Annotated in this window: 25 protein-coding genes; 13 read left to right on the forward strand and 12 right to left on the reverse strand. The window is 48.9% G+C overall.

Going from position 1 to position 22,207, the window contains the following annotated elements; all coding sequences use genetic code 11:
• Positions 1-43 precede the first annotated feature (43 nt).
• The 3 genes from D3P07_RS19470 to D3P07_RS19480 form a co-directional block, all read right to left on the reverse strand.
• The gene (locus D3P07_RS19470; RefSeq protein ID WP_119801916.1) at positions 44-1,954 is read right to left on the reverse strand and encodes an SH3 domain-containing protein; all 1,911 of its coding nucleotides are present in this window, start codon (positions 1,952-1,954) and stop codon (positions 44-46) included.
• Between the two features lie 5 nt (positions 1,955-1,959).
• On the reverse strand, positions 1,960-2,523 hold the full coding sequence (locus D3P07_RS19475; protein WP_119801917.1) for a hypothetical protein: 564 nt from the start codon (positions 2,521-2,523) through the stop codon (positions 1,960-1,962).
• Positions 2,524-2,743: 220 nt separating this feature from the next.
• Complete coding sequence (locus D3P07_RS19480; protein ID WP_119801918.1) at positions 2,744-4,294, reverse strand: tetratricopeptide repeat protein; 1,551 nt, start codon at positions 4,292-4,294, stop codon at positions 2,744-2,746.
• Positions 4,295-4,507: 213 nt separating this feature from the next.
• On the opposite strand from D3P07_RS19480, the gene D3P07_RS19485 reads away from it, so the two are divergent.
• From D3P07_RS19485 to D3P07_RS19535, 11 genes are all read left to right on the forward strand, one after another.
• Positions 4,508-4,753 carry a spore gernimation protein GerQ gene (locus D3P07_RS19485; RefSeq protein WP_119801919.1) on the forward strand — a complete coding sequence of 82 codons (246 nt, stop codon included), beginning with the start codon at positions 4,508-4,510 and terminating at the stop codon, positions 4,751-4,753.
• Between the two features lie 13 nt (positions 4,754-4,766).
• A complete protein-coding gene (locus D3P07_RS19490) occupies positions 4,767-5,153 on the forward strand; it encodes a spore coat protein (RefSeq protein ID WP_119801920.1) in 387 nt (128 codons plus the stop codon).
• Positions 5,150-6,286: a zinc-dependent alcohol dehydrogenase gene (locus tag D3P07_RS19495; protein ID WP_119801921.1), complete on the forward strand. Its 1,137-nt coding sequence runs from the start codon at positions 5,150-5,152 to the stop codon at positions 6,284-6,286. The genes D3P07_RS19490 and D3P07_RS19495 overlap by 4 nt, the downstream gene beginning before the upstream one ends.
• Before the next feature lie 30 nt (positions 6,287-6,316).
• Positions 6,317-6,526 (forward strand): hypothetical protein, encoded by a 210-nt coding sequence (locus D3P07_RS19500; RefSeq protein ID WP_119801922.1) that lies wholly within the window; start codon positions 6,317-6,319, stop codon positions 6,524-6,526.
• A 4-nt stretch (positions 6,527-6,530) separates the two neighbouring features.
• Entirely contained in the window at positions 6,531-6,827 is a 297-nt protein-coding gene (locus D3P07_RS19505; RefSeq protein ID WP_119801923.1) for a spore coat protein, read from the forward strand.
• A gap of 893 nt (positions 6,828-7,720) precedes the next feature.
• Complete coding sequence (locus D3P07_RS19510; protein ID WP_119801924.1) at positions 7,721-8,143, forward strand: hypothetical protein; 423 nt, start codon at positions 7,721-7,723, stop codon at positions 8,141-8,143.
• Positions 8,144-8,169: 26 nt separating this feature from the next.
• A complete protein-coding gene (locus D3P07_RS19515; RefSeq protein ID WP_182914413.1) occupies positions 8,170-9,921 on the forward strand; it encodes an ABC transporter ATP-binding protein in 1,752 nt (583 codons plus the stop codon).
• Positions 9,890-10,357, forward strand: coding sequence for a TlpA family protein disulfide reductase (locus tag D3P07_RS19520; protein ID WP_119801926.1), 468 nt, complete (start codon positions 9,890-9,892; stop codon positions 10,355-10,357). Before D3P07_RS19515 ends, D3P07_RS19520 begins: the two co-directional genes overlap by 32 nt.
• A 29-nt stretch (positions 10,358-10,386) precedes the next feature.
• On the forward strand, positions 10,387-10,917 hold the full coding sequence (locus D3P07_RS19525) for a MauE/DoxX family redox-associated membrane protein (protein WP_119801927.1): 531 nt from the start codon (positions 10,387-10,389) through the stop codon (positions 10,915-10,917).
• Positions 10,914-11,390: a hypothetical protein gene (locus D3P07_RS19530; RefSeq protein ID WP_119801928.1), complete on the forward strand. Its 477-nt coding sequence runs from the start codon at positions 10,914-10,916 to the stop codon at positions 11,388-11,390. The genes D3P07_RS19525 and D3P07_RS19530 overlap by 4 nt, the downstream gene beginning before the upstream one ends.
• Positions 11,387-11,782: a hypothetical protein gene (locus D3P07_RS19535; RefSeq protein ID WP_119801929.1), complete on the forward strand. Its 396-nt coding sequence runs from the start codon at positions 11,387-11,389 to the stop codon at positions 11,780-11,782. Before D3P07_RS19530 ends, D3P07_RS19535 begins: the two co-directional genes overlap by 4 nt.
• Before the next feature lie 165 nt (positions 11,783-11,947).
• On the opposite strand, the gene D3P07_RS19540 is transcribed toward D3P07_RS19535, so the two are convergent.
• Positions 11,948-12,430 carry an SRPBCC family protein gene (locus tag D3P07_RS19540; protein ID WP_119801930.1) on the reverse strand — a complete coding sequence of 161 codons (483 nt, stop codon included), beginning with the start codon at positions 12,428-12,430 and terminating at the stop codon, positions 11,948-11,950.
• Positions 12,431-12,477: 47 nt separating this feature from the next.
• The gene (locus D3P07_RS27170) at positions 12,478-12,621 is read right to left on the reverse strand and encodes a hypothetical protein (protein ID WP_182914414.1); all 144 of its coding nucleotides are present in this window, start codon (positions 12,619-12,621) and stop codon (positions 12,478-12,480) included.
• Between the two features lie 108 nt (positions 12,622-12,729).
• On the opposite strand from D3P07_RS27170, the gene D3P07_RS19545 reads away from it, so the two are divergent.
• Positions 12,730-14,163 carry a catalase gene (locus D3P07_RS19545; RefSeq protein WP_119801931.1) on the forward strand — a complete coding sequence of 478 codons (1,434 nt, stop codon included), beginning with the start codon at positions 12,730-12,732 and terminating at the stop codon, positions 14,161-14,163.
• A 208-nt stretch (positions 14,164-14,371) separates the two neighbouring features.
• On the opposite strand, the gene D3P07_RS19550 is transcribed toward D3P07_RS19545, so the two are convergent.
• Complete coding sequence (locus tag D3P07_RS19550; protein WP_119801932.1) at positions 14,372-16,477, reverse strand: TerD family protein; 2,106 nt, start codon at positions 16,475-16,477, stop codon at positions 14,372-14,374.
• A gap of 421 nt (positions 16,478-16,898) precedes the next feature.
• Between D3P07_RS19550 and D3P07_RS19555 the strand changes: the two genes are divergently transcribed.
• Entirely contained in the window at positions 16,899-17,276 is a 378-nt protein-coding gene (locus D3P07_RS19555; RefSeq protein ID WP_119801933.1) for a hypothetical protein, read from the forward strand.
• A 65-nt stretch (positions 17,277-17,341) separates the two neighbouring features.
• Here the strand turns inward: D3P07_RS19555 and D3P07_RS27640 are convergent, their stop codons facing one another.
• The 6 genes from D3P07_RS27640 to D3P07_RS27175 form a co-directional block, all read right to left on the reverse strand.
• Entirely contained in the window at positions 17,342-17,473 is a 132-nt protein-coding gene (locus tag D3P07_RS27640) for a hypothetical protein (protein ID WP_259391599.1), read from the reverse strand.
• A 236-nt stretch (positions 17,474-17,709) separates the two neighbouring features.
• Positions 17,710-18,255: a 50S ribosomal protein L25 gene (locus D3P07_RS19560; protein ID WP_119802047.1), complete on the reverse strand. Its 546-nt coding sequence runs from the start codon at positions 18,253-18,255 to the stop codon at positions 17,710-17,712.
• A gap of 309 nt (positions 18,256-18,564) precedes the next feature.
• Positions 18,565-20,064 (reverse strand): malate:quinone oxidoreductase, encoded by a 1,500-nt coding sequence (locus D3P07_RS19565; protein WP_119801934.1) that lies wholly within the window; start codon positions 20,062-20,064, stop codon positions 18,565-18,567.
• 339 nt (positions 20,065-20,403) lie between these two features.
• Positions 20,404-21,060 carry a GAP family protein gene (locus D3P07_RS19570; RefSeq protein WP_119801935.1) on the reverse strand — a complete coding sequence of 219 codons (657 nt, stop codon included), beginning with the start codon at positions 21,058-21,060 and terminating at the stop codon, positions 20,404-20,406.
• Entirely contained in the window at positions 21,053-21,829 is a 777-nt protein-coding gene (locus tag D3P07_RS19575; protein WP_119801936.1) for a MerR family transcriptional regulator, read from the reverse strand. Before D3P07_RS19575 ends, D3P07_RS19570 begins: the two co-directional genes overlap by 8 nt.
• Before the next feature lie 27 nt (positions 21,830-21,856).
• Positions 21,857-22,006, reverse strand: coding sequence for a hypothetical protein (locus tag D3P07_RS27175; RefSeq protein WP_182914415.1), 150 nt, complete (start codon positions 22,004-22,006; stop codon positions 21,857-21,859).
• Between the last annotated feature and the right edge of the window lie 201 nt (positions 22,007-22,207).

Raw genomic sequence — 22,207 nt, forward strand, 5'->3', positions numbered from 1 at the left:
TATATACCCGGTGCCTTCACAGCGCCGGGTGTATGCTTTTATTTCAATCCCACTGGACTGTTTTACTGCTGATCCAGCCGGCTTGTCCGTCTTTTAGAATGACTTTATACCATAACCGTCCATCCTCATCTTCCATTTGTTCGTTCGAATATACAAGCCGATCTTGGTGATTCACGACAGAGACGGCCTTCGCGTCAAGTGAAGGCTGAACCCTGATATTGGCTTGATTAGTCGTTACGATCAAATAATCATTCTGTTGTTCAACCGACTCAGGCACAGGGGTTATCTCCACAGCAGCGGGCTTTGCCAGCCAAGATTGAATCTTATCGTGCTGGGAATACCCCAAAAATCCGATCAGCAGGACCAATAAGACAGCAGCTACTCTCCATTTCCTTATCAGTACAGGTTTCAGGAAGCTCAAGGCTGTTGTTAGACGAATCACTTTAGAAGTGAATTTGTAGAACTGATCAGGACTATAGACAGCATACCTGCTTCTCAATTCTTTTAATGCAGATTGACGAGGGAAATACTTGAGATCGGTGAACTTCTGTACTAAGGCATGCTCAGACTTATAAGTCTCCTGCAGGAAGTGTGTGAGCATATACAATACTGTCTCCAAGTCTATTGCTGTATCCTCATAGCCTTGCTCACCGCTATAGAAGCCCGTATCATAACTGCGATCCAGCATGGACAACCCGTAGTCTAATCCCACATTCAAATCAGCAGCCCGGCCATGCTTCAAGCTTATGCTGGTCCATGCCAGGATGATTTCCGTTTGCTGAGGAGCACCTATCTTCTTCAAATCATCATCATGAACCATATATGACATTTGCTTATAGATCTCTTGGACCAGGTTCAGAAATTCGAGCTCGTCCTTCCCTTTGATCTCCAACGCCCTCGTCGCCAGGACGGCATACTTATACATATTGGCCATATAGATGAGATCAAATTGCTCATTGAACGGCACCTCTCTAAGCAACGAGCTGTGTTGAACGGCTTGATACCATTGCTCGCTAACCTCCAGAGCTTTCTCTAGCTTGCGGTCTTTCATATGCTTCTCAATTTCTTGAGCAGATTTGCCAGCCCATTCCCTAATCTTAAGCAACTGAGCTTCAGTGAAACGAACGGTGAAGTTATAATCGCCCATGGAGAGCTGATCCATATATAGATTAGCCTTACGAAGGTCCCGGTCAAATTGCAGGACAGTTCCGCCGAATAGAGTAGCCGTGATATGCAGATAGCTGTATTCGTAGCTCTTAATCAGTTCGTCAAAAGCCTCGGCGAATAATTCCCACTTTTTCAAAATCTGATTGGAGAGCTGAATCATCTTGTCTTCATCACTTAGCAATGAAGAGGTAATCTCCCTCGCAATGACCGAGCCGAATATCCCTCCCGCAAGTCCTCCCAGAATGGATGCCCCCATTCTCAGGAATGCTTTTTCCCCCACGCTGTCTTTCATTTTATGGAGCAAATCAGCGAAAGCCTTAATCGCATGTGCATATTCTTTCAGCGCGGTGACGGCTGTATTGGCGGTCGCGTGAATTCCCGATTGAATAAAGCTTTTTAGCTGCGGATCAAGCTGGTAGCGTGTATATCGTGCACCATGATTTCTGGATGCCATGGTTTCAATGAACTGCTTATGCCCATCAAATAATGGATCCAGGGACACCATTTTTTGAATGGCCTGCATCATGTCGTTAGGATTTGTTTTCTCTATGAACAAAATCGTTCTCATCTTTCGATCCATCTTGGGATCGTTTCTCTGAAACAGTTCGTTTAACGGGTTCAGCCGTTCATCCACGATTTGCTTAATATGATTGTACTTTTCATCACGCATATGATAGACAAATGCAGTCAGCTCTTCGGCAACCTCTGCCGGCAAGCGGTCAGTGAATGTATCGAGCATCGCTTGAAATTGTTCGTTGGGTTTCTCAAATTGGACCGCTGCATTCATTTTCGCTAGCTCCAATCCGAAAATAATTTGAAAATTTCAGACAGCATGTCGACACTGCTATCCAAATCAATATCAACATTAAACGAATCTCCGATTGTGGACCAATCCTGTGATGCCAGATCGAACCCGCTCATATCGGTTGCGATTGAGGCATACGAAAAGTCCATATTTCCGAACGCATCCGGACTAGACAATTGCGCAATCTTCTCGTAGTTACCGTTAAAAAAATCAATCCCGCCGGTCAACGCATTAGGTTCTGTATGACCCACTACATCAGTAAGACTATGAAAAGTCTCCCCGTTATGAATATTCTCATAGCTATTAATGACATCACCGTTGCCAAAATCGATTTTACTCCCGCCCATCACGTTATCTGTAATGGTGGCTGTTTCATCGCCAATCGTCATGTTCAACTGCCCCAGAACGCCTTCATGGATTTCGCCAATTACTTCCCCATTTCCCGTCCTCATCTCTAGGTTGCCTGTTACACCTTCAGAAACCTGCAGAGACTGCAAATGCTGATTACGAACTTCAATCATGTTGAACAAAGCGGAATATAAATCCGACACGTCTGGTCCCTCCGATAGGTAGCGTATGTGTAAAAATAAGAAAAATACAGAATGAGTCTATATAGGTATATTGAATTAGTTGAGAGAAAGAATCAAGGGAAATATTAGTAGATTATACCTAATGCACATACATCGCAGTCAGGGCTGACTACCATAAAAAATGTGGCTTTAAGGAAATAGAAAAGGACCCTGTCTCCATCAAGACAGGGTCCCGCTCTTCCTATTCAAAATGTTGGATCAACGCCCGCGCCTCTTCATGATCCGGCTCCGCCTCAAGCAGCTTTCGCGTATAGTCCAACCCTTCTTCAATTAGCTCCAGCTCGAAGCAGCATATCGCAAGACAGTAATGTACAGTCGGCACAATCGTATCGGTGTCTGTCTGGACGGACGCTTCCAGGAATCGCCGCGACTCCTCGTACATCTCCATCTCGAACAGAATGAGACCTGCATCAAGCGCCAGATCATAACGCTGCGCCATGACGTAATACGAAGACCACATCAGCTGAATGCCTCTCCATAGATCCAGCCTCTCTTCGTCATTGGCTTCCGGCAGCAGGCTCGAGATCTGCTTCGCGCTCTGGATGAAAAACTCCGCGTCGTACCCGCCCAGCCGCCAGAATCCCAGTATTTGCTGCATGCCCATGCTGTCGAGATGACGGTCTACCCATTCCTTCAAGCTGAAAAAGTCGTCCGGGCCAAATCGCTCTACGAACCGGCGGTAAGCCAATCTCGTATTGGTATAGCTCTTCGGTGCATCCAGATGAAGCAAACAGCCTACGTTGATATTCTTATAATGATGCGGCGGAAACAGCGCTTCGGCCCCCTGCTGTTCGTACTTATGCAGAAGCGCATGATAGTTGGTCGTTAGCGAGAAGCTTCCGTGCAGAATCAATTCCGGCGGCTCCGCAAACTTCCAGTTATCCAGCAGATGGTCTCCCTTGTCCGCGGTAATCAGCAGGAATCCTTCGTTGGACAGCTTATTCAACCGCTCCAGACAGGCCAATCCTGCAACAGGGAATAGAATATGCGAATCCTCCAGCTGCTCTTGATAGACCGCAATGATATCCCGGTATGGATAGGACTCCTGCTCATACTCCGGCGCACGCCGGTGCTCGTATTGCAAGGAGAGGTTATTCAACACTTCGGACGGTCGATGTGTATCTACCCCTTCTGGATAGTCCATGATGATATCCGTCTCGTAAATCTGTCCGTCGCCCACATAGATCAGCTCTTGCGTAATGCCGTCAAAAAAGTAATTGGCGACGAGAATCAACGGCTGCTTTAAATCACCCTCGCGAATAATTTCGCCTGTAACAACCAGATGGAGTTCGGTATCTTGGATCGCATCAAAACGCGCAAAATCTAGCAATCCCTCTGCGATAAAGGCTTGCAGAGCAGGATGCTCTCTCCACGCCAGCACGTTGCTCATCGCCAGATCGGTCATGACATAACGGAACGGCGGGAGTGCAAGACCCGCATACTCCCTCAGCCGACACAGCTCTTGCAAGACGTGGAAGGCGAAGCGACCCGCTCCTGCGCCCAGCTCGACAATCTGGACGAGCTCTGTATCTTCCCCTTTGCTCGCGCGGTCTTGAAGAAATCCGAAGATCATCTCCGCATAAGCCGCCGCAATCATCGGATTGCTCGTAATATATTGAGGCACCTGGTCATTCTTCCAGGCGTTCAAGCCCTCTTCTTCGTAATATTCCCGCTGCAATTGCCATATAGGCGATTCACTGTAACGGTAACGCTGTTGTCTAGAATTGGTCATGTCTGCTTATCCTGCCCTCTATTCATTATTCATGGTCCCTCAGAAAACCCCTTCTGCCATCATACCCTTTTTTGCAACCAATCACTAATGCAAATCCATTTGAATGAGAAATGACGGCCTAGTGGATGCATCCTTCACTCCTTATATTCGCATAACTTGAAGGGCTTAGGAGATGCTATCTCTGGATATGAAATCGGAGGTGATTCGTTCACAATGAATACTCAGCCACTAGCGCCTCATGAGTCTATGGAATTGCACGAAGCCCTTAACTTTAAGACGCTTTGCCTGGCCAAGTCCAAGCTTATGCAAGGTATCGTATTTGACCAAGAACTTAAAGATTTATTGCAAAAGGATGTCGAGCAATCCACCCAAGCCATTGCGGATTTGCAGGCTATCTACGCAAGAGCCCCATTCCAAGGGCCTGTCCCTCAGAATCGCCCGACACCTATCTTAAATTAAAGGGGAACAAACCGTGAATAACGACTACTTAGACCCGATCAACGCCTTGCATATGCCGGAACTGACGGATATGACCTTGGCGATGGACTTCCTTGTTCGTGCTAAAGAGGGTGTAAGAAATACCGCGGTTGCCCTTACGGAAGCCGTATCGCCGGATGCTAGAGCACTGCTACGCAATCAGCTAAGACAAGGTATTGCCCTGCATCAGGAAATTACAGAGCTTATGATTCGCAAGAAGTGGTTCCACCCGTATGAGTTGGAGGAGCAGTACCAACTGGACATGCTTTCGGCGAGTAACACCGTCAAGATTGGAAAAATGAACTTATTTCCGGAGGATACCCGGCGCAAAGGCATGTTCGATCGGACACCAGATGAACATATTGGGGGACATTTTGCATGAAAGCAGTCACGTATCAAGGGATTAAAAATATTGCCGTCAAGGAAGTCCCAGATCCTAAGATCGAGAAGCCCGATGATATGATCGTAAGAATGACGACCACGGCGATTTGCGGCTCCGACCTGCATCTGATTCATGGAATGATACCCAACCTGCAGGAGAATTATGTGATCGGTCATGAGCCCATGGGCATTGTGGAGGAAGTCGGGCCCGGCGTTACGAAGCTGAAGAAAGGAGATCGAGTTGTCATCCCGTTCAACATCGCTTGTGGCGATTGCTTTTATTGCAAAAACCAGCTAGAGAGCCAGTGTGATAATGCCAATGATAACGGGGATATGGGCGCCTACTTCGGCTATTCCGGCAATACGGGCGGATATCCGGGGGGACAAGCAGAATATTTGCGCGTGCCATTCGCTAATTTCACCCACTTCAAAATTCCCGAAAGCTGTGAGGAACCGGATGAGAAGCTCTGCTTGATTGCCGACGCGATGACTACGGCATTCTGGAGCGTGGATAATGCCGGCGTCAAAGACGACGATACGGTCATTGTGCTTGGCTGCGGCCCGGTCGGGCTGCTGGCACAGAAGTTTGCCTGGCTGAAGGGAGCCAAGCGGGTCATTGCCGTCGATTACGTAGACTATCGCCTCCAACATGCGAAGCGTACGAACAACGTGGAGATCATCAATTTCGAGCAGCATCAGAATACCGGTTCTTATCTGAAGGAAATCACCAAAGGCGGAGCCGATGTTATTATTGATGCAGTTGGAATGGACGGAAAAATGAGCGATCTCGAATTTCTGACCAGCGGCTTGAAGCTGCAAGGCGGCACATTAAGCCCCTTGATTATCGCCTCCCAAGCTGTTCGCAAAGGCGGGACAATCCAAATTACAGGCGTATACGGCGGACGGTATAACGGATTCCCACTTGGCGACATTATGCAGCGCAACGTGAATCTTCGAACCGGTCAGGCACCGGTCATTCACTACATGCCTTATATGTACGAGTTAATTACATCAGGCAAGGTGGATCCGGGCGACATCATCACCCACGTCCTTCCGCTAAGCGAGGCGAAGCGAGGCTATGAGGTATTCGATACGAAGACGGACAATTGTATCAAAGTTGTATTAAAGCCGTAAGACATCAAACAGATAGGAGGATCGTTCATCATGAATAGAACCTATGCTTTGCATGAAACATTGGAGGTTCATGAGATAGCTGCCTTCAAGGCGATCTGTATGACCAAATCCAAGACGATGCAGGCTCTGGTATCGGACCCGGAGCTGCTTCGCATTCTGCAGCATGACGTGCAAGTGTCCACGCAGCAGCTTCAAGAACTGAGCGGCCTGCTCTCTGACTCGCAGCAGCAAGGGAGATGACGAGATGAATCCAATACTGGAGTATTTGACGGGTATGAACACGCTAACCGATGAGGTCATTGCCATGGATCTGCATATGAATGCCAAGAGCGGGGTACGGAACTATGCCATGGCCCTCACGGAATGCGCCACCCCGGAGATTAAAGCCATCCTTGCCAAACAACTCGAGGAAGCGATCGATGCTCATGAGATGATTACCGACTATATGATCCAACGAGGCTTGTATCACCCTCACCAAATGAACGAGCAGATTCAACTGGATCTGCAAAACATTCAGACCGCAATGAAGATCCCAACCTAACATCTAGATGCCAAAGCAGCCGAGGGACCGTCATCGGCTGCTTGCCATTTAAACCTATTATTTTTTATAGTTGACAGACTCTATCACGTTCAAATAATATGAATATTGTTACATTTATTACAATTGTTATATCCTTTTATGAAGGAGGTGAGTCGACATGGCTTGCTCGAATTGCATTAAAGAGTTCTCTTCCTGCACCGCTCAAGTATGTACCAACGGTCTTAGACTTCAGTACAGAATTTGCGGACAAGACGGTAGTACTTGCACAACTCCTGAAGGCTGCATTTGCTAATTTCACTAGCTTTCCACTTTAATTGTTGATCAAATATGCGGGCGTCTGTCGCCTCATCTTTGAAAACGCATACAGTCGCTCGCATTTTTCCCCCACTCTCCCGCCTTTTTCACCTCTATCGTTGATTCATCCTTTGTCTTACTAAGATCAGACAAATTTTGAACACATTATTCAAGTATACCAAAAACCTATTAATTGTAAAATAGTTGACATGTTACACTTTTTTTAATAGAATTCACATTGTAACCATATTATACAATACTTGTTTGCGACAATCGCTTTCCAGGCGACAGGTACATGTATGGCAAAGGAGGTGAAATGCGAGATGTCATGCTCCAATTGCATTCGAGAATTCTCTTCCTGTTCTTCTAGCGTATGTACGAACGGCAACAGACTTCAATACCTGGTTTGCGCACAAAGTGGAAGCACATGTACAACCCCCGAGGGCTGCATTTGTTAACAACTAGTCGATTAGCATAGCATGATTACATATGCGGACTCCTGATGCACGCGTTATGAAAGCGCATTCAGAGTCCGCATATCTGCATTTATAAGCGTTGCTTTGCCTATCCATAGAGAATAGCATAAAGGAGCCCATATCATGCGACAGCATATCCAAATCGGTGATTACTTTCCAGATGTACATCTATCCCCTGATTTAAAGCTATATACGCTGCTGAAGGACTACTTGCTCATCGCGATGGTGAGTACCGAATGCGCGTTATGTTTGCCCGCTTTTGACGAAATCGAGCGATTCGCAGTGGACAATCCCGACTACCGTCTAGTCGTTCTTATCGATACATCGGAGGAGAAATTCGAGCTGGCGAAGCAAGCCTTTTCTCCCCATATACAGAGCTACCGGATTGAAGCCCGACTTGATACCGAAATTAACGGCTATGGCTATCCCTGGGCTTACGGCCTCAATTCCGAGGGCCAGTTGATCACGCACTACAGCTGCAGCGAACCCGGCCATCTGGACATCATTGCCTCACCTTTCGGGCTGTTCCATCCTATAGCCAAATGACGACTTCGCTTCGTTGGTTCCGGATTATGATTCAAGGCTCGGTTGTCAGCGTTAGTATGGTTGTTCTTCTTCTAGCGATACAACCCGGCGTTGGCTGGCTGACCTTTCATCTGAACAAGCAGCTGTTCGACCAAATGGCTGGCCAAGCCATCTGGAAGGAGCTGGCGATCGTCGCGGCGCTGCTAGCTGGATTGAAGCTCGTAGAGCTTGTGTTAGCCGAAGGCTCCCGGCTGGTACAGACACAATTATCCCTTCGCATTCATAACCGCTTGGAGCATCATTTGTACAGCTCGATTCAACCTTCAAGCATTACTCAGCTGGAGACTCCCGCCTTCAACCATGACACCACTACTCTCAAGAACAGCCTGACCCAGATCGAGCAATCCATATCGTCGATTATCGGTTTGGTACAGCAGACGCTTATGCTGGGCGTCTACGGATATATTATTTTCACCTACAGCTGGCTAACGGCGCTTATCCTATTGCTCTTTTCCTTGCCGCTCTTTTGGGTGGAGCTGCTGAGCGCCCTTCGATTAGAGAAATACTTTCACAAGGTCGCCCAGCAGCAGATCGAATCTATGCTGGCATCCGATCTCATCCTGAGGCCGCAAGCGCTCAAGGAAACGATGATCTTCGGCAGCCAGCGCTACCTGCTTCGCCGATGGTCCGAAGCCGCTGAGGCCGTCATTCGCAAGACGTTCTCCTTGAAGCTGGGGGAGTTCAATCTGCGCAGCTTTGCGGTTATCTTTCAGCCCATAGGCTTCTTGCTGGCACAGTTTATCTTCTTCAACAAGCTGGTCGACCATTCGATCACCTTGGGCGATTATGCTGCGTTATCCGCAGCCGCAGTAACCGTATTCGCCAATATGACGCAAATTGCCGGAAACTCCCGGATTTTCAACCAGATTCCGATTGCTACACGAAATTTCAAGACATTTATAGCCAAGTATATCGGGACCCCCGAGAAAGAGCATACCGCTCAGCCCCCATCTGTGCAGCACATTAGGCTGAACCGGCTTACCTTTACGTACCCGAATGCAGCCGCACCCGCCTTGTCGGATATCAGCCTGGACCTATCCGATCGCGATGTCGTCGCCATTGTCGGAGAGAACGGATCAGGGAAGTCCACGCTGGCTAAGGTATTGCTTGGTCTCCATACTGTCGAACCCGATATGCTATACATTCAAAATCATGATATCAACGATATGGAGCGCCAATCTTGGTTCAGGCAAGTATCCGTCGTCAATCAGGATTATATGAAATATTCGTTCTCTGTCTATGAGAATATTGCACTCGATCATCCAAGTGAAGAGATTCGGCATAAAGTAAGGAGCCTCATTGAAGCTTATCCGATGCTTGTTCCAGCCGAGCTGCATCGCGAGCTCGACACGGTACTGGGCAATAGCCTGCAAGGCGGACGCCAGCTGTCCGGCGGACAATGGCAACGAATCGCGATTGCCAGAGCGCTTTATAAGGATTCGCCTTATCTGCTGCTGGACGAGGCAACCTCCGAGCTTGATCCCATTACAGAGCTGGATCTGATCAATCGGATTATTACGGACCGGGCCGGGAAGACGACCGTTCTGGTGACACACAACCTCTCTGTCGCTTCCATGGCGAAGCAGATCATTGTCATGCATGAAGGACGCATTATGGAGAGAGGCAGTCACCAGGAGCTGCTGCTTAGCCGAGGCTTGTACTATGAAATGTGGAATAAGAGAGAACAATACGAAGGGGATAGGGTACATGAGCAAAGTTACGTTTCGGGACTTGTTTGACGCAGAGCTGCTGCAGAGAGAATCGGATAAGAAGAAGAATACGCAGCCGGCGGTACGGGGTGACCTGTTCATCCGAGAGCCGCTTCCCGTCGATGTGGAAGCCATGGAATCCGCCATTGTGTGCTTTGTCTCCCTTAGCTGCGCCAGTTGCATTGACCTGTTGCCTGAGCTTGGCGCATTTGCAGAAGGCTATGAGGGCGACTTTATTCTGGTAAGCAGCGGCACCGAGGAAGAGAACAACGATCTGATCCGCCACTTTCAATTCTCCTTCCCTGTTCTTACGATGTCCAAGGAAGAACGTCTGCAGAAGTATGCGTCAAGCACTACGCCATACGCCTATTTTCTTGAGGATGGCTATATCATGAACACGGCTGTGGTGGACAGCATTCAGGAGCTTGACGCTCTCATTGGACGAGTAGAGAGAAACGAAGCTTAGGCCAGCAAGTGGAAGCAGGAGGTGATTCTATGCATGTACTGGCTTATGGGACCGATATGCTGCTGGCTGCTATGTTTTTCTTGGCGGCATTCTCCAAGCTGGGAGCTTTCTTTGCCGATTTCCGCCTATCAATTGCTGCCTATCGCGTACTGCCAAGGCAGCTCTTATCCTTAGCGGCAGGCAGTGTGCTAGCTGCTGAGTTTGCTTTATGTTTGCTATACGGATTCGGCCTCTTGCATGTATGGAAGGATCTATTTGCGGTGCTGCTTTTCGCGGGATTTACGATCATGCTGTTCCGGAAACGCCGCCTTCAAGAAAGCGACGATACCAGCTGTTCTTGCTTCGGTAAGATCGAAGTTCTGAATAAGTACCCTGTCGTTCGCAATGTCATTCTCATGCTGCTGGCAGGCGGACGTATGGCTTTGCCCGATCGTGTCCCGGCCGACATGGATGCGGCCGTACTCTCACTCACGGGATTAACGATTATCGTCAGCGGCACGATGCTGTGGGAGCTATATTCGAGCCTGAAGCGGAGCAAGGAGATTACAATAGACTTATGACACTATACGCTATTCTATTATGTATGATTATGGCCATCGCAGCCGGGCTCCTGTGGCACTACAGGAAACGCGTAAGCGAGTCCGAATTAGCCTTGCTGCACCGATTGATGGCTTACCATGGTATTCCTGTACACGCACAGATTACGGTCCTGCGCATTGACTATGCTCATGCTTCCTTCAAAACGCTCGAACAATGGCTGCCCGTCCAGACTTCCCAGCCTCATCAATCGCTTATTATTCTGCTGACCGCCCCCGAGTGGCTATGCGGCATCAAACGCAAAAGCTGGGGTACCCAAGCTACTGTCCTGGATGCGTCTGAGTGTCACCCCGCATGGGACACGCTTGTACGTTCCGGCTATACAGTGGCAGAATGGAGCGATAATCGCATTCGCCGCTTCACCGATCAACAGCTTTATTTGAACCATTTCACACCCAGCCCATCATCATCCAAGCAGGAGGTAATCAAGACATGACAGCCGCATTAGCAGGACAATTGGTCGTTGCAGAGAAAGTCGAGTTTGATTCAAGCATTAAAAATCATTCCATTATTCATATTAAGAATCGGGTCGACGTCCGTACATACCCTGCCGTTGCCATCATTCAAGTATGGATCAAGTTATGGCTGAAAAACGAGGAGCGCCAATCGGTCATTCTGTCCATGTACAATCCCAGTGGCCATATGCTCATTCACAATCGAATTGACCAGATTGTCAGCGTCCGGCCTGCCGGCATGCCGCCCGGCATGGACATGCAGCGCGAGATTCGAGTAGTTGTGACGCAGCCGGGGATCTATCCCCTGATTCTTCGCGATGCGGAGCAAAATGTCATTGCGGAATATCCCCTCTATATATCAAAAGAATCATGACGGTTCACACGATGTATCTCTAATCAAGCAGCAAATATTTGCAGCAAAAGGATATGGCTATTCCAACAGCAAGAAAGGAGCCCGTCATATGGCACCCGTCAAGACGTGAACCTGCCTAACAAAAAGATCGGCCCGCCGTTCAACGGCGGGCCAGACTCATAGACATCAGCTCTTCTGAAGCAACTCTACAAGCTGCGCATATTCGTTATACCGTGTCTCCCATACGCTCTTGCGCGATTCAAGCGTCTTGTCCTCCAGCAGAGCCTCAATGACATCCAGACATACATGCCAGCCCGCCAGATCCTTTGGCGTATGGTCTGTTAAGACACGAATCTTCTCGATTAGAACCAGCCGGCACCCGCCCGCTTCCGAGTACAGTTCGAACCGGACTTGATCCTCGCCCCACGTGTATTCAAGTACGGATTGCTCTTTCAACGCCAGAATCGCCATCTCCTCGAACGTGCCATCCTGCATATCAAATTTAATAACTCCGCCTTCCCGAAGGTCGTCCACATACAGCTCGGAAAACCACTTCTTCAGCTGCCCGTTTTCGGTAAGCGCCGTCCATACCTTCGCCACAGGGTGGTTCAACTGGCGCTCGAATCGAGCTCTATATCCCTCTTGGACTTGCCGTAATACCGCTAACATCTATGTCCTCCTCTCTGCTTTTCCTGCTCCTTTACCTTACCATAATATCAACCTTGCCTGCCTTTCTCTGTGAGGATGAGGAGAGAATATTCCTTGTCCGCTTCCACCGCCTGGAACCCGCACAGCTGTATATGCTTAATAATCAGCTCGTGTATACGCTCATCATCTTCGGCGCTTAGAATGGCAGCCATCCCGATTGGGTCACTCCTCCTTTACCCCTTTCATTGTAGTGACATGGAAGCCTGGCCCAAGTCATATGGTAATAAGGATATAATCCTATAGACATAGGAGGTAGAAGCATGGTCGACCCGAACGATAACTCCCGGAAACCGTCAGATCTGACATCGCGGCCTACGGCAGGAGATGAACACCGTCAAGTTCATGTCTCCGCTCAATGGGCAGGCGATAAGCCCGCCGAATTGCATTCGCAGACGATAGGCGATCGCGGTCCTGTACTCGAGCAAGACAACATCCTGCATGAGACGCTGGAGACCTTTGTACATGAGAAAATCATTGAAAGACCCGTACATGTAAAGGGATACGGCGCCTTCGGCTACTTCGAGACGGTTCACTCCATGACGCCGTATACCCAGCTTAGCTTCCTGCAAAGCCCCGGCCAGCAGGTTCCTGTCACTGTACGATTCTCCTTGGCTGTCAGCAACCGGGGCACGCCAGACACATCCCGCAATGTGCGCGGATTTGCCACCAAATTTTATACACATAAAGGAGTATTCGACCTGATCTGCAACCATATTCCCGTCTTTTCTGTGCGGGATGCCATTCGCTTTCCGGAGTCGATCAAGGCGTTCCTGCCATCGCCGGTGAACAACCTGCTCGATCCCGAGCGATTCTGGAGCTTTGTCGCCAGAGCGCCCGAGTCGACGCATTTTCTTCTTTATCTCTACTCTGATGCGGGCACGGTCAAGAGCCTGCGCCACATTCCGGGGCATGGCGTCAACACCTATGTCTGGAGGAACGCGCAGGGCGCCCGCGCTTATGTGAAGTATCACTGGATTCCAACGGCCGGCATTCAATACATAGACCGCCAAGAGGCGGCCAAGCTAAGCTCCGAGAACCCGGATTATGCAGGCCAGGATCTGTACGATACCTTAGCAGCGGGCAAAACCGTAGAATACGGGCTGTACGTGCAGCTAATGAATCCGCAGGATGAAGCGATTCTTCCCTTTGATCCGCTGGATGACACGAAGGTATGGGACGAGGGACTATACCCCATGAGGCCAGTAGGGCGCCTGGTACTTAACCGCAACCCCCATAACTACATGGAGCAGGTGGAGAGGCTCGCTTTCTCGCCCTCCAATCTGCTGGAAGGGGCTGAATTATCGGATGACAAGATGCTGCAGGGACGGGCGAATATCTATTGGGATTCGCAGAGGCGAAGGCTGGGGCCAGACTTCCGCAAAATCCCTGTCAATCATCAGGAGGACTGGACGCCCGCTTCTCTTGTGACCAGCGGTGACGGCAGGCAGGTAGAAGGGCGTCTCCAGCGTTCCGATATCTCGAAGCCTGATGATTTCACGCAGGCCGGCCAGTTCTATCAAGCTCTCTCTCCTGTGCAGCAAGAGCATCTGGTCGATAACCTGGCCGCCGATCTTGTCGGCATCACCAGAGAAACGCAGAGCGTTGTGCTGAACTATCTGTCCCAAGCATCGCCCGAGCTCGGCGATCGGGTGGCGCGGCAGATTCAACACTTGTCTACGAACGGCACTGGCTAGAGAATACCGACTGTATAACCCGATTGGATCGGTCATTGCTGGCTGAACCGAATAGAACTGCACCTGCAGGGATGGTTTCGTGCCAGCCCGCAGGATGCAGTTCTTGTCTGTTACAAAGCAGCGTGAAAGGTTGCTGCTCTCCAATTTATGACGAACCTTTATGGAGCGAATTCCCTAGTGCTTCACGAGCAGCAGGAGTTTTTTTGGATCAGGCCAGATATTCCGCCATAATCTCTTCCACTGCAAACGGCGTAACGCCTTTATCCATTGAGAATACCGCATCAGCCTCATTCACATTCCCGACCAGTTCTCCCCTTGCTATCGCATGGAGCGTGAACAAGTCATGCAGATTAGGCTTCCGCAATGTACACATCGCCTGGCCCATGATGACGATACCGTTTCGGTTCCCTTCCACATTGTTATGGTAGCCGGGATGTCTCGTTAGGGACAAATCCGTCCACACCACTGTACGTGTCACCAGATCCAAAATAACAGGAATCGCAATCCTGGTATTAGCCGTCACATCGATTTTGTCCGCCACCGTAGAAGGCTCAAATATCTCGCCCGAACCAGGCTTTTTGCGCATCATCCAGCCTACGAAGCACTCTGGCAAGTCACAATAAGGCTGGTCTGTATAGGACTGAAGCGTAGCGATGACATAACGGCCGCCCTGTTCGACGATCGAGGGGATATGCAAATCGATGAACTCGCACGCGCCGTGCGGTGCCGCTACAATATCGCCGCTGTGCACTGCACGCATGCTGGCGGATCTTAGATTCGTATACGAGATATGCTCCATATACCTCCAATTCGTGTCATACATGACAGCGGACAAATCGATATCCACACGACCGGTAGGCTTGCCGCTCACGTCCCCTTCCTTCCACCAGCTGAAGAAACGGATCGTATCTCCCTCCGGCATCGCCAGACGGCTTCCCCGGACAATGGTACGCAATGCCTTGCTTGCCGACCGCTGGGAGAACGGAACCAGACAATTCGCCAATCGCCGATCAATATAGGTCTTCCCCAGCGGCGGCAGCGACGAGAAGCGCTCGACGAGCACTTGGTCACAGATTTGCACAATTCCCTCGCACAGCCCACGGTCTATGCCAGGTAGCTGATGCGGAATCGCAACCGCCTTGGCTGCATTTCCTTTTGGAAAGAAAGTCCGCAGCTCGATCCGCTCATGACGGTGTGTGAAGTGCGTTTTCACTTGCAGCAGAACGGGCGTAGCTGCTTGCTTCGCAATCTCGCCGAAAGCCGCTGCAACATATTCCCGATCGTCATCACTTATTCGCAGCAGATGATCCAGTCGTCTGGCAAACTCACCGGGACGCTGCATCAAAAGATCGATCGACGTCCATACATCCCGATATTGCAGAGCCAGCTCGACGCTTCCGCGAAAGGTCGTAAAGGGTTTATTGTTGCGCAAAATATCGAAGGCTTCTTGGCAGCGCGAATAGCGCTCCTTATATTCCGAAGGATGTAAAATTTCACCAAGCCGAATCCAGCGTTGCTTGTACTTCAACATCTCCTCCGTTATGGGGTAGCATTGCTCCAGCAGCCCAAGCAGCAGCCGTCTCTCGGAACGCTTGAATTTGCGGAAGCGTGCAGTCTCTGCGAGACTGACATCGCCTCCCGACCAAGCAACAGCCAGACGAAGAACATCGGTTGCGCTCTTAACGTATCGCCCGATTAACGCTGTATCCGCTTTGTCATGCTTCAGCAGTGCGCCTGTAATGAAGCCCACATTCTCCTTAAACGGGATGTGCTCAGGTAATAGTTCACTCAACTTATGCTGCTCCGCGATTTCAATTACCGCCTCAATATCCGCCTTGTCGGTCTCGGAGATTGATGTATTCGCCTGCATCAGCCTGGACATCATGACGTAGAATTCGGCTTCGCTTCCCAGATCAATCATTTTCAATTTCGTTATATCCAATAATGGAGTTCTCTTGGATGCCTCGTATTCGGGAACGTCCAAGGTGTAATCGTGATAGATTGCGTTCAAATACAGCTCTGCCTCATAAACCGCCATCACTTGGTTCGGAAAGTCAGGATACATCGGTTTATACGTTACATGGGCGCCTGTCAACACCTTCAGTTCGGCCAGCAATTGAACATAAAGCTCCTCGAACTGCCGAACAGGCAAGATGCGTACAGCTTGCATTAATGCAGGCGAGAACGTATAGCCCAGCTGTTCAATATTGTTCAGCGCTGTCGCCAGGTAAGCAGGGGGCAGGCTGCAGCAATTCTCCCCCCGGTTCACAATCAACTTGTTTGCTCTTCGCAAATAAATGGTATGGATGTTCATAAGGACTACCAGGAAAGCTATATCCCTAATCATTGGAAGTTGGTTTAGAAGGAAGGAATATAATAGCCTGGTTGCCTCCTCTCATGAGTACTTCTTCAGGAAAGCTGCGCCCCTAGTTCACCTTTAATGGAATAATAGAAGGAAGGATCCGCGGTAGCCTGAAGGCCAAAACCAGCAGCCGGGGCTGCTCGCCTTGATGTCTCCATCTTCACATAACCGCCACGCTCCGAACAGGGCGGAAGTATTACAAAGCGTTAATTCCATCCTTCATAAACGAATTGCGCAGGCTTATTTAGTTCTCGCATTAAGGGTGGCATTAGAATAAATATGAAAATAATTACCATCCTGGATGATTTCACCTTATAATTAAAGCAAGCGGGCCCCCATTTGCTCATTCCTTATGATCAGAGAGGTGAAGACCATGATTATTTTTATTACAGCTTTAGCCATTATGTCTTTGATTTCAACAACCGTGATCATTGTGCTTATCGTTAAGCAGTTACGCTCCAACAGCCAACACAGCAAACAGAAGAAAATGATTCTTGAGGAAGGCACAACAGCCCAAGCCGTCATTCAGTCCATTCAGCAAACCAATGCACAGGTCGACAATCAGCCGGAGGTACTGCTCCATCTGGAAGTGACCAAGCCGGATGGTGAGGTTGTTCATACCGAAGTGAAGGCCGTTATTCCGATTATCTCGATTCCTTCGTTTCAGAAGGGCAGCGTTATTGAAGTCAAGTATATGATGATCGGCCAGGAACGGCGCTATGAGGTTGTCGGAGCCTACCTGCCATCATAATGCGCAGACCCGCAGAGAGCACAGGAAGTGCTTACTGCGGGTCTTTATCTGAAAGAGCTGATTCGCTATTTGTTGTTATCCTCAAACAGGAACCCTATAATGCCATCCGGCAGCCAATAACGTCTGACGATGATTACTGCCGCAATTACAATGACGGCTATAACTAAATTTTTCGCCAGCTTATTTTTATCCAACACTAGCCCCCCTTCCGCTCTCGTCTGTTCCTCTCTTACTTGTCAAAGCTCTTGCTGGCGCAACGAGACATGGGAAACATACGCCAATTCATTGAGGATTCCATTGAAATCATTGAACATGCGAGGAAAAAAGGGCCTAACTCTGTCATCATTGAATCCTTTCGTATATAGTTGAACACAATACAAATAGCTTTCCCCTTCATAACCATGGAGAGGAAAGCTATTTTTTTGATTCAAGCTTAAGGCTTGGCGACGGATACGAGGAAGTCATTCTCCCCCGAGAGAACCGTTACTTCCGCGGCAAACTCGACATCTCGAATGTACAGAGACTCGCCAATGTCCATGCCGCTAATATCAAGTTCAATGACATTCGGCAAGTGCTGAGGCAACGTTTCCACCTCGATAAATTCTTTATGGATTTGTACGACGCCTCCAGACTTGGTGCCCACTGCTGTGCCCGTAAATTTAACGGCAACCTTAGTGCGCACACTCTCATTCGACTGCACATGCTGGAAGTCGATATGGATAACATCCTGTGTGACCGGATGACGCTGAAGATCCTCTAATAATACCGGCAACTTCATGTCTCCCTCAAGCTGCAACTGAATAATGCCCGATCCGTCTTGCCTGAGCCATCTCTGAAATTCTATGGCTGAAATATGAACCATCTCATTCCTTTTGTTCCTGCCGAATACGATGCCGGGAATACGGCCCGAGTGACGCAGATTTCGAAGCGCCGATGTGTTCATATGAGTACGTTTTTCCGCTAGTAAGCTTTTTGTCATAATAAATTCGCTCCTCTTCATGAATTTAGCGTAAATTGCCTAATCGCTGAACCCTCCCCTGTCGGGGATACAAAGAGAAACATAGCATCACCTCCCCTAACCCTGCCCGCATCCAATTGAGCTATACATTTAATGTAAAAACCCCTTAATACGCGCGAAGGCACTCCACTCAGGAAAGAGTGGAATGCCTATGGATTAAAGATACCTTATCATAGAAGCCGCGTTTTGTCTAAGGTCTGTCTGTTTTTCTGAGAAAGCTGCCGTACAACCTTCCCGTCCTTCGGACAGCCGCCCCATAGATTACATGAATTAGACCGGTTGCAGTTCACGGCTTAAGCGAAGCGTCTGTGCCGTCGTCGCATGAACTTCCTCAAGCAGTGCAGGGTTCTTCAATAAAGATTCTCCGTAAGAAGGAATCATAGCTTTGATCTTCGGCTCCCATTCCTTGATATGCTGCGGGAAGCATCTGTTCAATACTTCAAGCATAACGGAGACCGCTGTCGATGCGCCCGGTGAAGCGCCTAGCAAAGCGGCGATTGAACCATCAGCTGCGCTGACAACTTCCGTACCGAATTGAAGCGTGCCTTTGCCGCCAGCTTCGGTATCTTTGATAACCTGTACGCGTTGACCCGCGACGACCAAATCCCAATCCTCGATTTTGGCGTCAGGAATAAACTCGCGCAGCTCTTCCATACGTTTTTCCTTCGACAACAGCACTTGCTCGATTAAATATTTGGTCAGCGACATGTTTTTAGCGCCTGCTGCCAGCATCGTGAAGAGATTATTCGGTTTGACCGAGGTAATGAGATCGAACATGGAACCTGTCTTCAGAAACTTCGGCGAGAAGCCGGCAAACGGACCGAAGAGCAGCGATTTCTTATTATCGATAAATCGGGTGTCCAGATGCGGCACCGACATCGGAGGAGCGCCGACTTTCGCTTTGCCGTATACTTTGGCATGATGCTGCGCGACAACATCCGGGTTCTTGCATACCATGAATATACCGCTTACCGGGAAACCGCCCATACGCTTGCCTTCAGGGATGCCCGATTTTTGCAGCAGGTGAAGACTGCCGCCGCCGCCGCCGATGAACACGAATTTGGCTGTATGATGTTCGACCGTACCCGTAGCTTCATTCCGCACTTTCAAATCCCAAGCGCCATCGCTGGTACGTTTCATATTGTTTACACTGTGTTTGTACTTGATATCCACGTTCTGGCCCTTCAAGTAGTCAAACATCATGCGCGTTAAAGCACCAAAGTTCACGTCCGTACCCGTGTCGATTTTGGTAGCCGCAATCGCTTCGTTCGCATCACGATTCTGCATAATGAGCGGAATCCACTCCATCAGCTTCTTCGGATCTTCGGAATATTCCATTCCTTTGAACAATGGATTAGCAGACATCGCTTCATAGCGCTTCTTCAAGAACGACACATTCTTCTCACCTTGGACTAAACTCATATGCGGCAAGGACATAATAAAGTCCTGGGGGTTGCGCAGCAGATTGCTATTAACAAGATGAGACCAGAACTGCATGGAAACCTGAAATTGCTCATTGATCTGAATCGCTTTGCTAATGTCTACAGATCCGTCCTTCTTCTCGGACGTGTAGTTCAGCTCACACAGAGCCGCATGCCCGGTTCCAGCATTATTCCACTCATTCGAGCTTTCTTCGCCTGCGCTTGGCAGCTTCTCGAACACCGTGATTTTCCAGCCCGGGACCAGTTCCTTCAGCAATGCTCCCAATGTCGCACTCATGATTCCAGCACCGATTAAGATAACGTCTGATTTGGTTTGTTTGTCACCCATTTTTACCGCCCTTACACACTAATATTTAAAGAAAAGATGTAAGTCTTCCCGCTCTTGTACATAGCAAAGCAGGGTGCGACTCAGTCACGCACCTTTTCTAAATGAACGATTCAGCCGAACAACGAAATATTGTGAATTTAATATATATACTATTATATGATAGTTAGATGGTATTTGAAAGCCGTTAAATTTTAGTGCTGCGACCCTGTTGCTGTTAAGAAGGGAGAAAGCTTCCTCTGCCGCCTGATTGAACAAAAAACCAAAGCTTTGCCCTCATTATATGCTGGGGTTTTGGCTTTGGTCTTGGGTAATGACGTTATAGGCGCCGGACTTCGCGCGTTAAAGATAGTCCAAGGTATTAAAGATAAGGATTAATCCGACGATACACATGATCCAAGAGATTGCCGATCCTGAATGCTTGGAGATATAGGCTTGAAGCTTCTCTAGCGGCCTCTGCATCACTCTTCCTAGTAAAACATGCAAGGCGAACACGACGAGCGGCGGCAAAACCATAATCACATTGTATCCTGCCAGCATCGGCAGCCATTGAAATATCGGCAAGTGATGGGTCGTCATCAACCCGATCGCAGCAAAATACGGAAAGGCTGTCCCTACCTCGATCAAAGATGTTGTGAACCCCAGCGCAATCATGGCCGCCATGCTTTTTGACTTTGGTCTGGGCACACTCTTCTTTTTGCTTTTCGGATAATAAAAGCTGGCTATGAACAATATGGCGCCTATGATGAACAATCCCCAGCTAACCATCCGGTTTTCCAAAATGGTTGACACAGCCGGAAGCAAAGCATCGAGCCCCAGCATTAATGCAACGCCAACTGAAAAATAAAAGGCAGCCACTGTTGCCAAATAAATCATGAGGCGCGAGCTTAACCGTTCTTTTTCCGTAAGGAGCAAATAAACCGTCACGCCCAAGGCTGCTGGACTTAGCGTATCTAATATGGCCAAGCCGCCAACCGTAATCAGAAGCTCATTACTCATCATGCTCCTCCCTTTTTACAGAATCCTCACTAGAGGTGGAGAGATAGACCTCGAAGGCTTTTTCCATAAAGTCGAGAACCTCCTTTTCGATCGGATAAAGCCCGTGCTTCTCCGATTGCTTAGGAGACTTCCTGATGTCCCACAGTTCATTGACGAACTCATCTTTATCGCCGAATTGCTCCGCCTGCTTTTCTGCCATGCGCCGTATGATGTTCTGCACCTTCGATGAAGACGGATCATCCTTGACCAATCGTTTGATTTGGCCCAGCAGGGCAATCCACTCCAGCGAATCCGGGTCTTCTCCGTTCATCTTGGGGAGCTTGGCCCAGAGATCCTGTTCATTCACGTTCAATTGGCGCTCCTTTAAGGCTGGCAAGCCCTTCTGATGTTGATTCGACAGCTGGATCAGCTTCTGGATCGCCAGCGACTCATTCCCGCCCTCCACTGCAATTCCGTTAATCAGCTCACGGAGGGACAACTCCATGCTCCTTAGTCTCTTCTGCTCCTCAAGGATAAAGGACAGCTGGCTCTTCAACCCTGCCGACCAATCCCAGTCAGGGTCTGACAGCATGTCTTTAATCTCTTGCAATTTATAGCCCATACGCTTGAAAAAATGAATATATTGCAGCTTCTTCAGCTCCTCCTCGGAATAAAGGCGATGTCCCCCCTCTGTCTTGGACGGGGCTGAAAGCAGACCGATCTGGTCGTAATAACGAAGTGTTCTAACTGTGATCTTTGTTTGTTTGGCGACATCCTTAATATGAATCAAGTATTCGACACCTCCGGCTGTAGAAACCTAATTTTCCGTTTTGTTATCTATAGCATACTTAATCAGGTACCCTAAGCCTAATCCAATCAGCACGCCGGGGAGTGCCTGATCGAGCATAAGGCCGATCCCGGCACCAACAATGACGCAAGCATAAATGATAATGTCTCCCGATTTCATGAAAATCATCTCCTTTACATCTTCTAGCTGACCCCGCCCTTAAACGGTTATTCTTTGCGTGTTCAGTATGCGGCTATGATGCGTTGAGTTGATTATACAAAATGACGCAACGTCACTTTCAAGGACTTTTTCAAAATTGAAGAATCACAAAAAAACCTGCTACCCACAATTGGAGTGGATAGCAGGCTTCTGGCGCGACGG

The organism is Paenibacillus sp. 1011MAR3C5 (assembly GCF_003591485.1).
In the GTDB taxonomy this organism is placed as follows: Bacteria; Bacillota; Bacilli; order Paenibacillales; family Paenibacillaceae; genus Pristimantibacillus.

Bases quoted from the DNA above. Each gene is read 5' to 3' on its own strand.
- D3P07_RS19470 (WP_119801916.1), bottom strand. From the start codon at position 1,954: ATGAATGCAGCGGTCCAATTTGAGAAACCCAACGAACAATTTCAAGCG.
- D3P07_RS19480 (WP_119801918.1), bottom strand. From the start codon at position 4,294: ATGACCAATTCTAGACAACAGCGTTACCGTTACAGTGAATCGCCTATA.
- D3P07_RS19485 (WP_119801919.1), top strand. From the start codon at position 4,508: ATGAATACTCAGCCACTAGCGCCTCATGAGTCTATGGAATTGCACGAA.
- D3P07_RS19495 (WP_119801921.1), top strand. From the start codon at position 5,150: ATGAAAGCAGTCACGTATCAAGGGATTAAAAATATTGCCGTCAAGGAA.
- D3P07_RS19500 (WP_119801922.1), top strand. From the start codon at position 6,317: ATGAATAGAACCTATGCTTTGCATGAAACATTGGAGGTTCATGAGATA.
- D3P07_RS19505 (WP_119801923.1), top strand. From the start codon at position 6,531: ATGAATCCAATACTGGAGTATTTGACGGGTATGAACACGCTAACCGAT.
- D3P07_RS19510 (WP_119801924.1), top strand. From the start codon at position 7,721: ATGCGACAGCATATCCAAATCGGTGATTACTTTCCAGATGTACATCTA.
- D3P07_RS19515 (WP_182914413.1), top strand. From the start codon at position 8,170: ATGATTCAAGGCTCGGTTGTCAGCGTTAGTATGGTTGTTCTTCTTCTA.
- D3P07_RS19520 (WP_119801926.1), top strand. From the start codon at position 9,890: ATGAGCAAAGTTACGTTTCGGGACTTGTTTGACGCAGAGCTGCTGCAG.
- D3P07_RS19525 (WP_119801927.1), top strand. From the start codon at position 10,387: ATGCATGTACTGGCTTATGGGACCGATATGCTGCTGGCTGCTATGTTT.
- D3P07_RS19530 (WP_119801928.1), top strand. From the start codon at position 10,914: ATGACACTATACGCTATTCTATTATGTATGATTATGGCCATCGCAGCC.
- D3P07_RS19535 (WP_119801929.1), top strand. From the start codon at position 11,387: ATGACAGCCGCATTAGCAGGACAATTGGTCGTTGCAGAGAAAGTCGAG.
- D3P07_RS19540 (WP_119801930.1), bottom strand. From the start codon at position 12,430: ATGTTAGCGGTATTACGGCAAGTCCAAGAGGGATATAGAGCTCGATTC.
- D3P07_RS27170 (WP_182914414.1), bottom strand. From the start codon at position 12,621: ATGGCTGCCATTCTAAGCGCCGAAGATGATGAGCGTATACACGAGCTG.
- D3P07_RS19545 (WP_119801931.1), top strand. From the start codon at position 12,730: ATGGTCGACCCGAACGATAACTCCCGGAAACCGTCAGATCTGACATCG.
- D3P07_RS19550 (WP_119801932.1), bottom strand. From the start codon at position 16,477: ATGAACATCCATACCATTTATTTGCGAAGAGCAAACAAGTTGATTGTG.
- D3P07_RS19555 (WP_119801933.1), top strand. From the start codon at position 16,899: ATGATTATTTTTATTACAGCTTTAGCCATTATGTCTTTGATTTCAACA.
- D3P07_RS19560 (WP_119802047.1), bottom strand. From the start codon at position 18,255: ATGACAAAAAGCTTACTAGCGGAAAAACGTACTCATATGAACACATCG.
- D3P07_RS19565 (WP_119801934.1), bottom strand. From the start codon at position 20,064: ATGGGTGACAAACAAACCAAATCAGACGTTATCTTAATCGGTGCTGGA.
- D3P07_RS19570 (WP_119801935.1), bottom strand. From the start codon at position 21,060: ATGAGTAATGAGCTTCTGATTACGGTTGGCGGCTTGGCCATATTAGAT.
- D3P07_RS27175 (WP_182914415.1), bottom strand. From the start codon at position 22,006: ATGAAATCGGGAGACATTATCATTTATGCTTGCGTCATTGTTGGTGCC.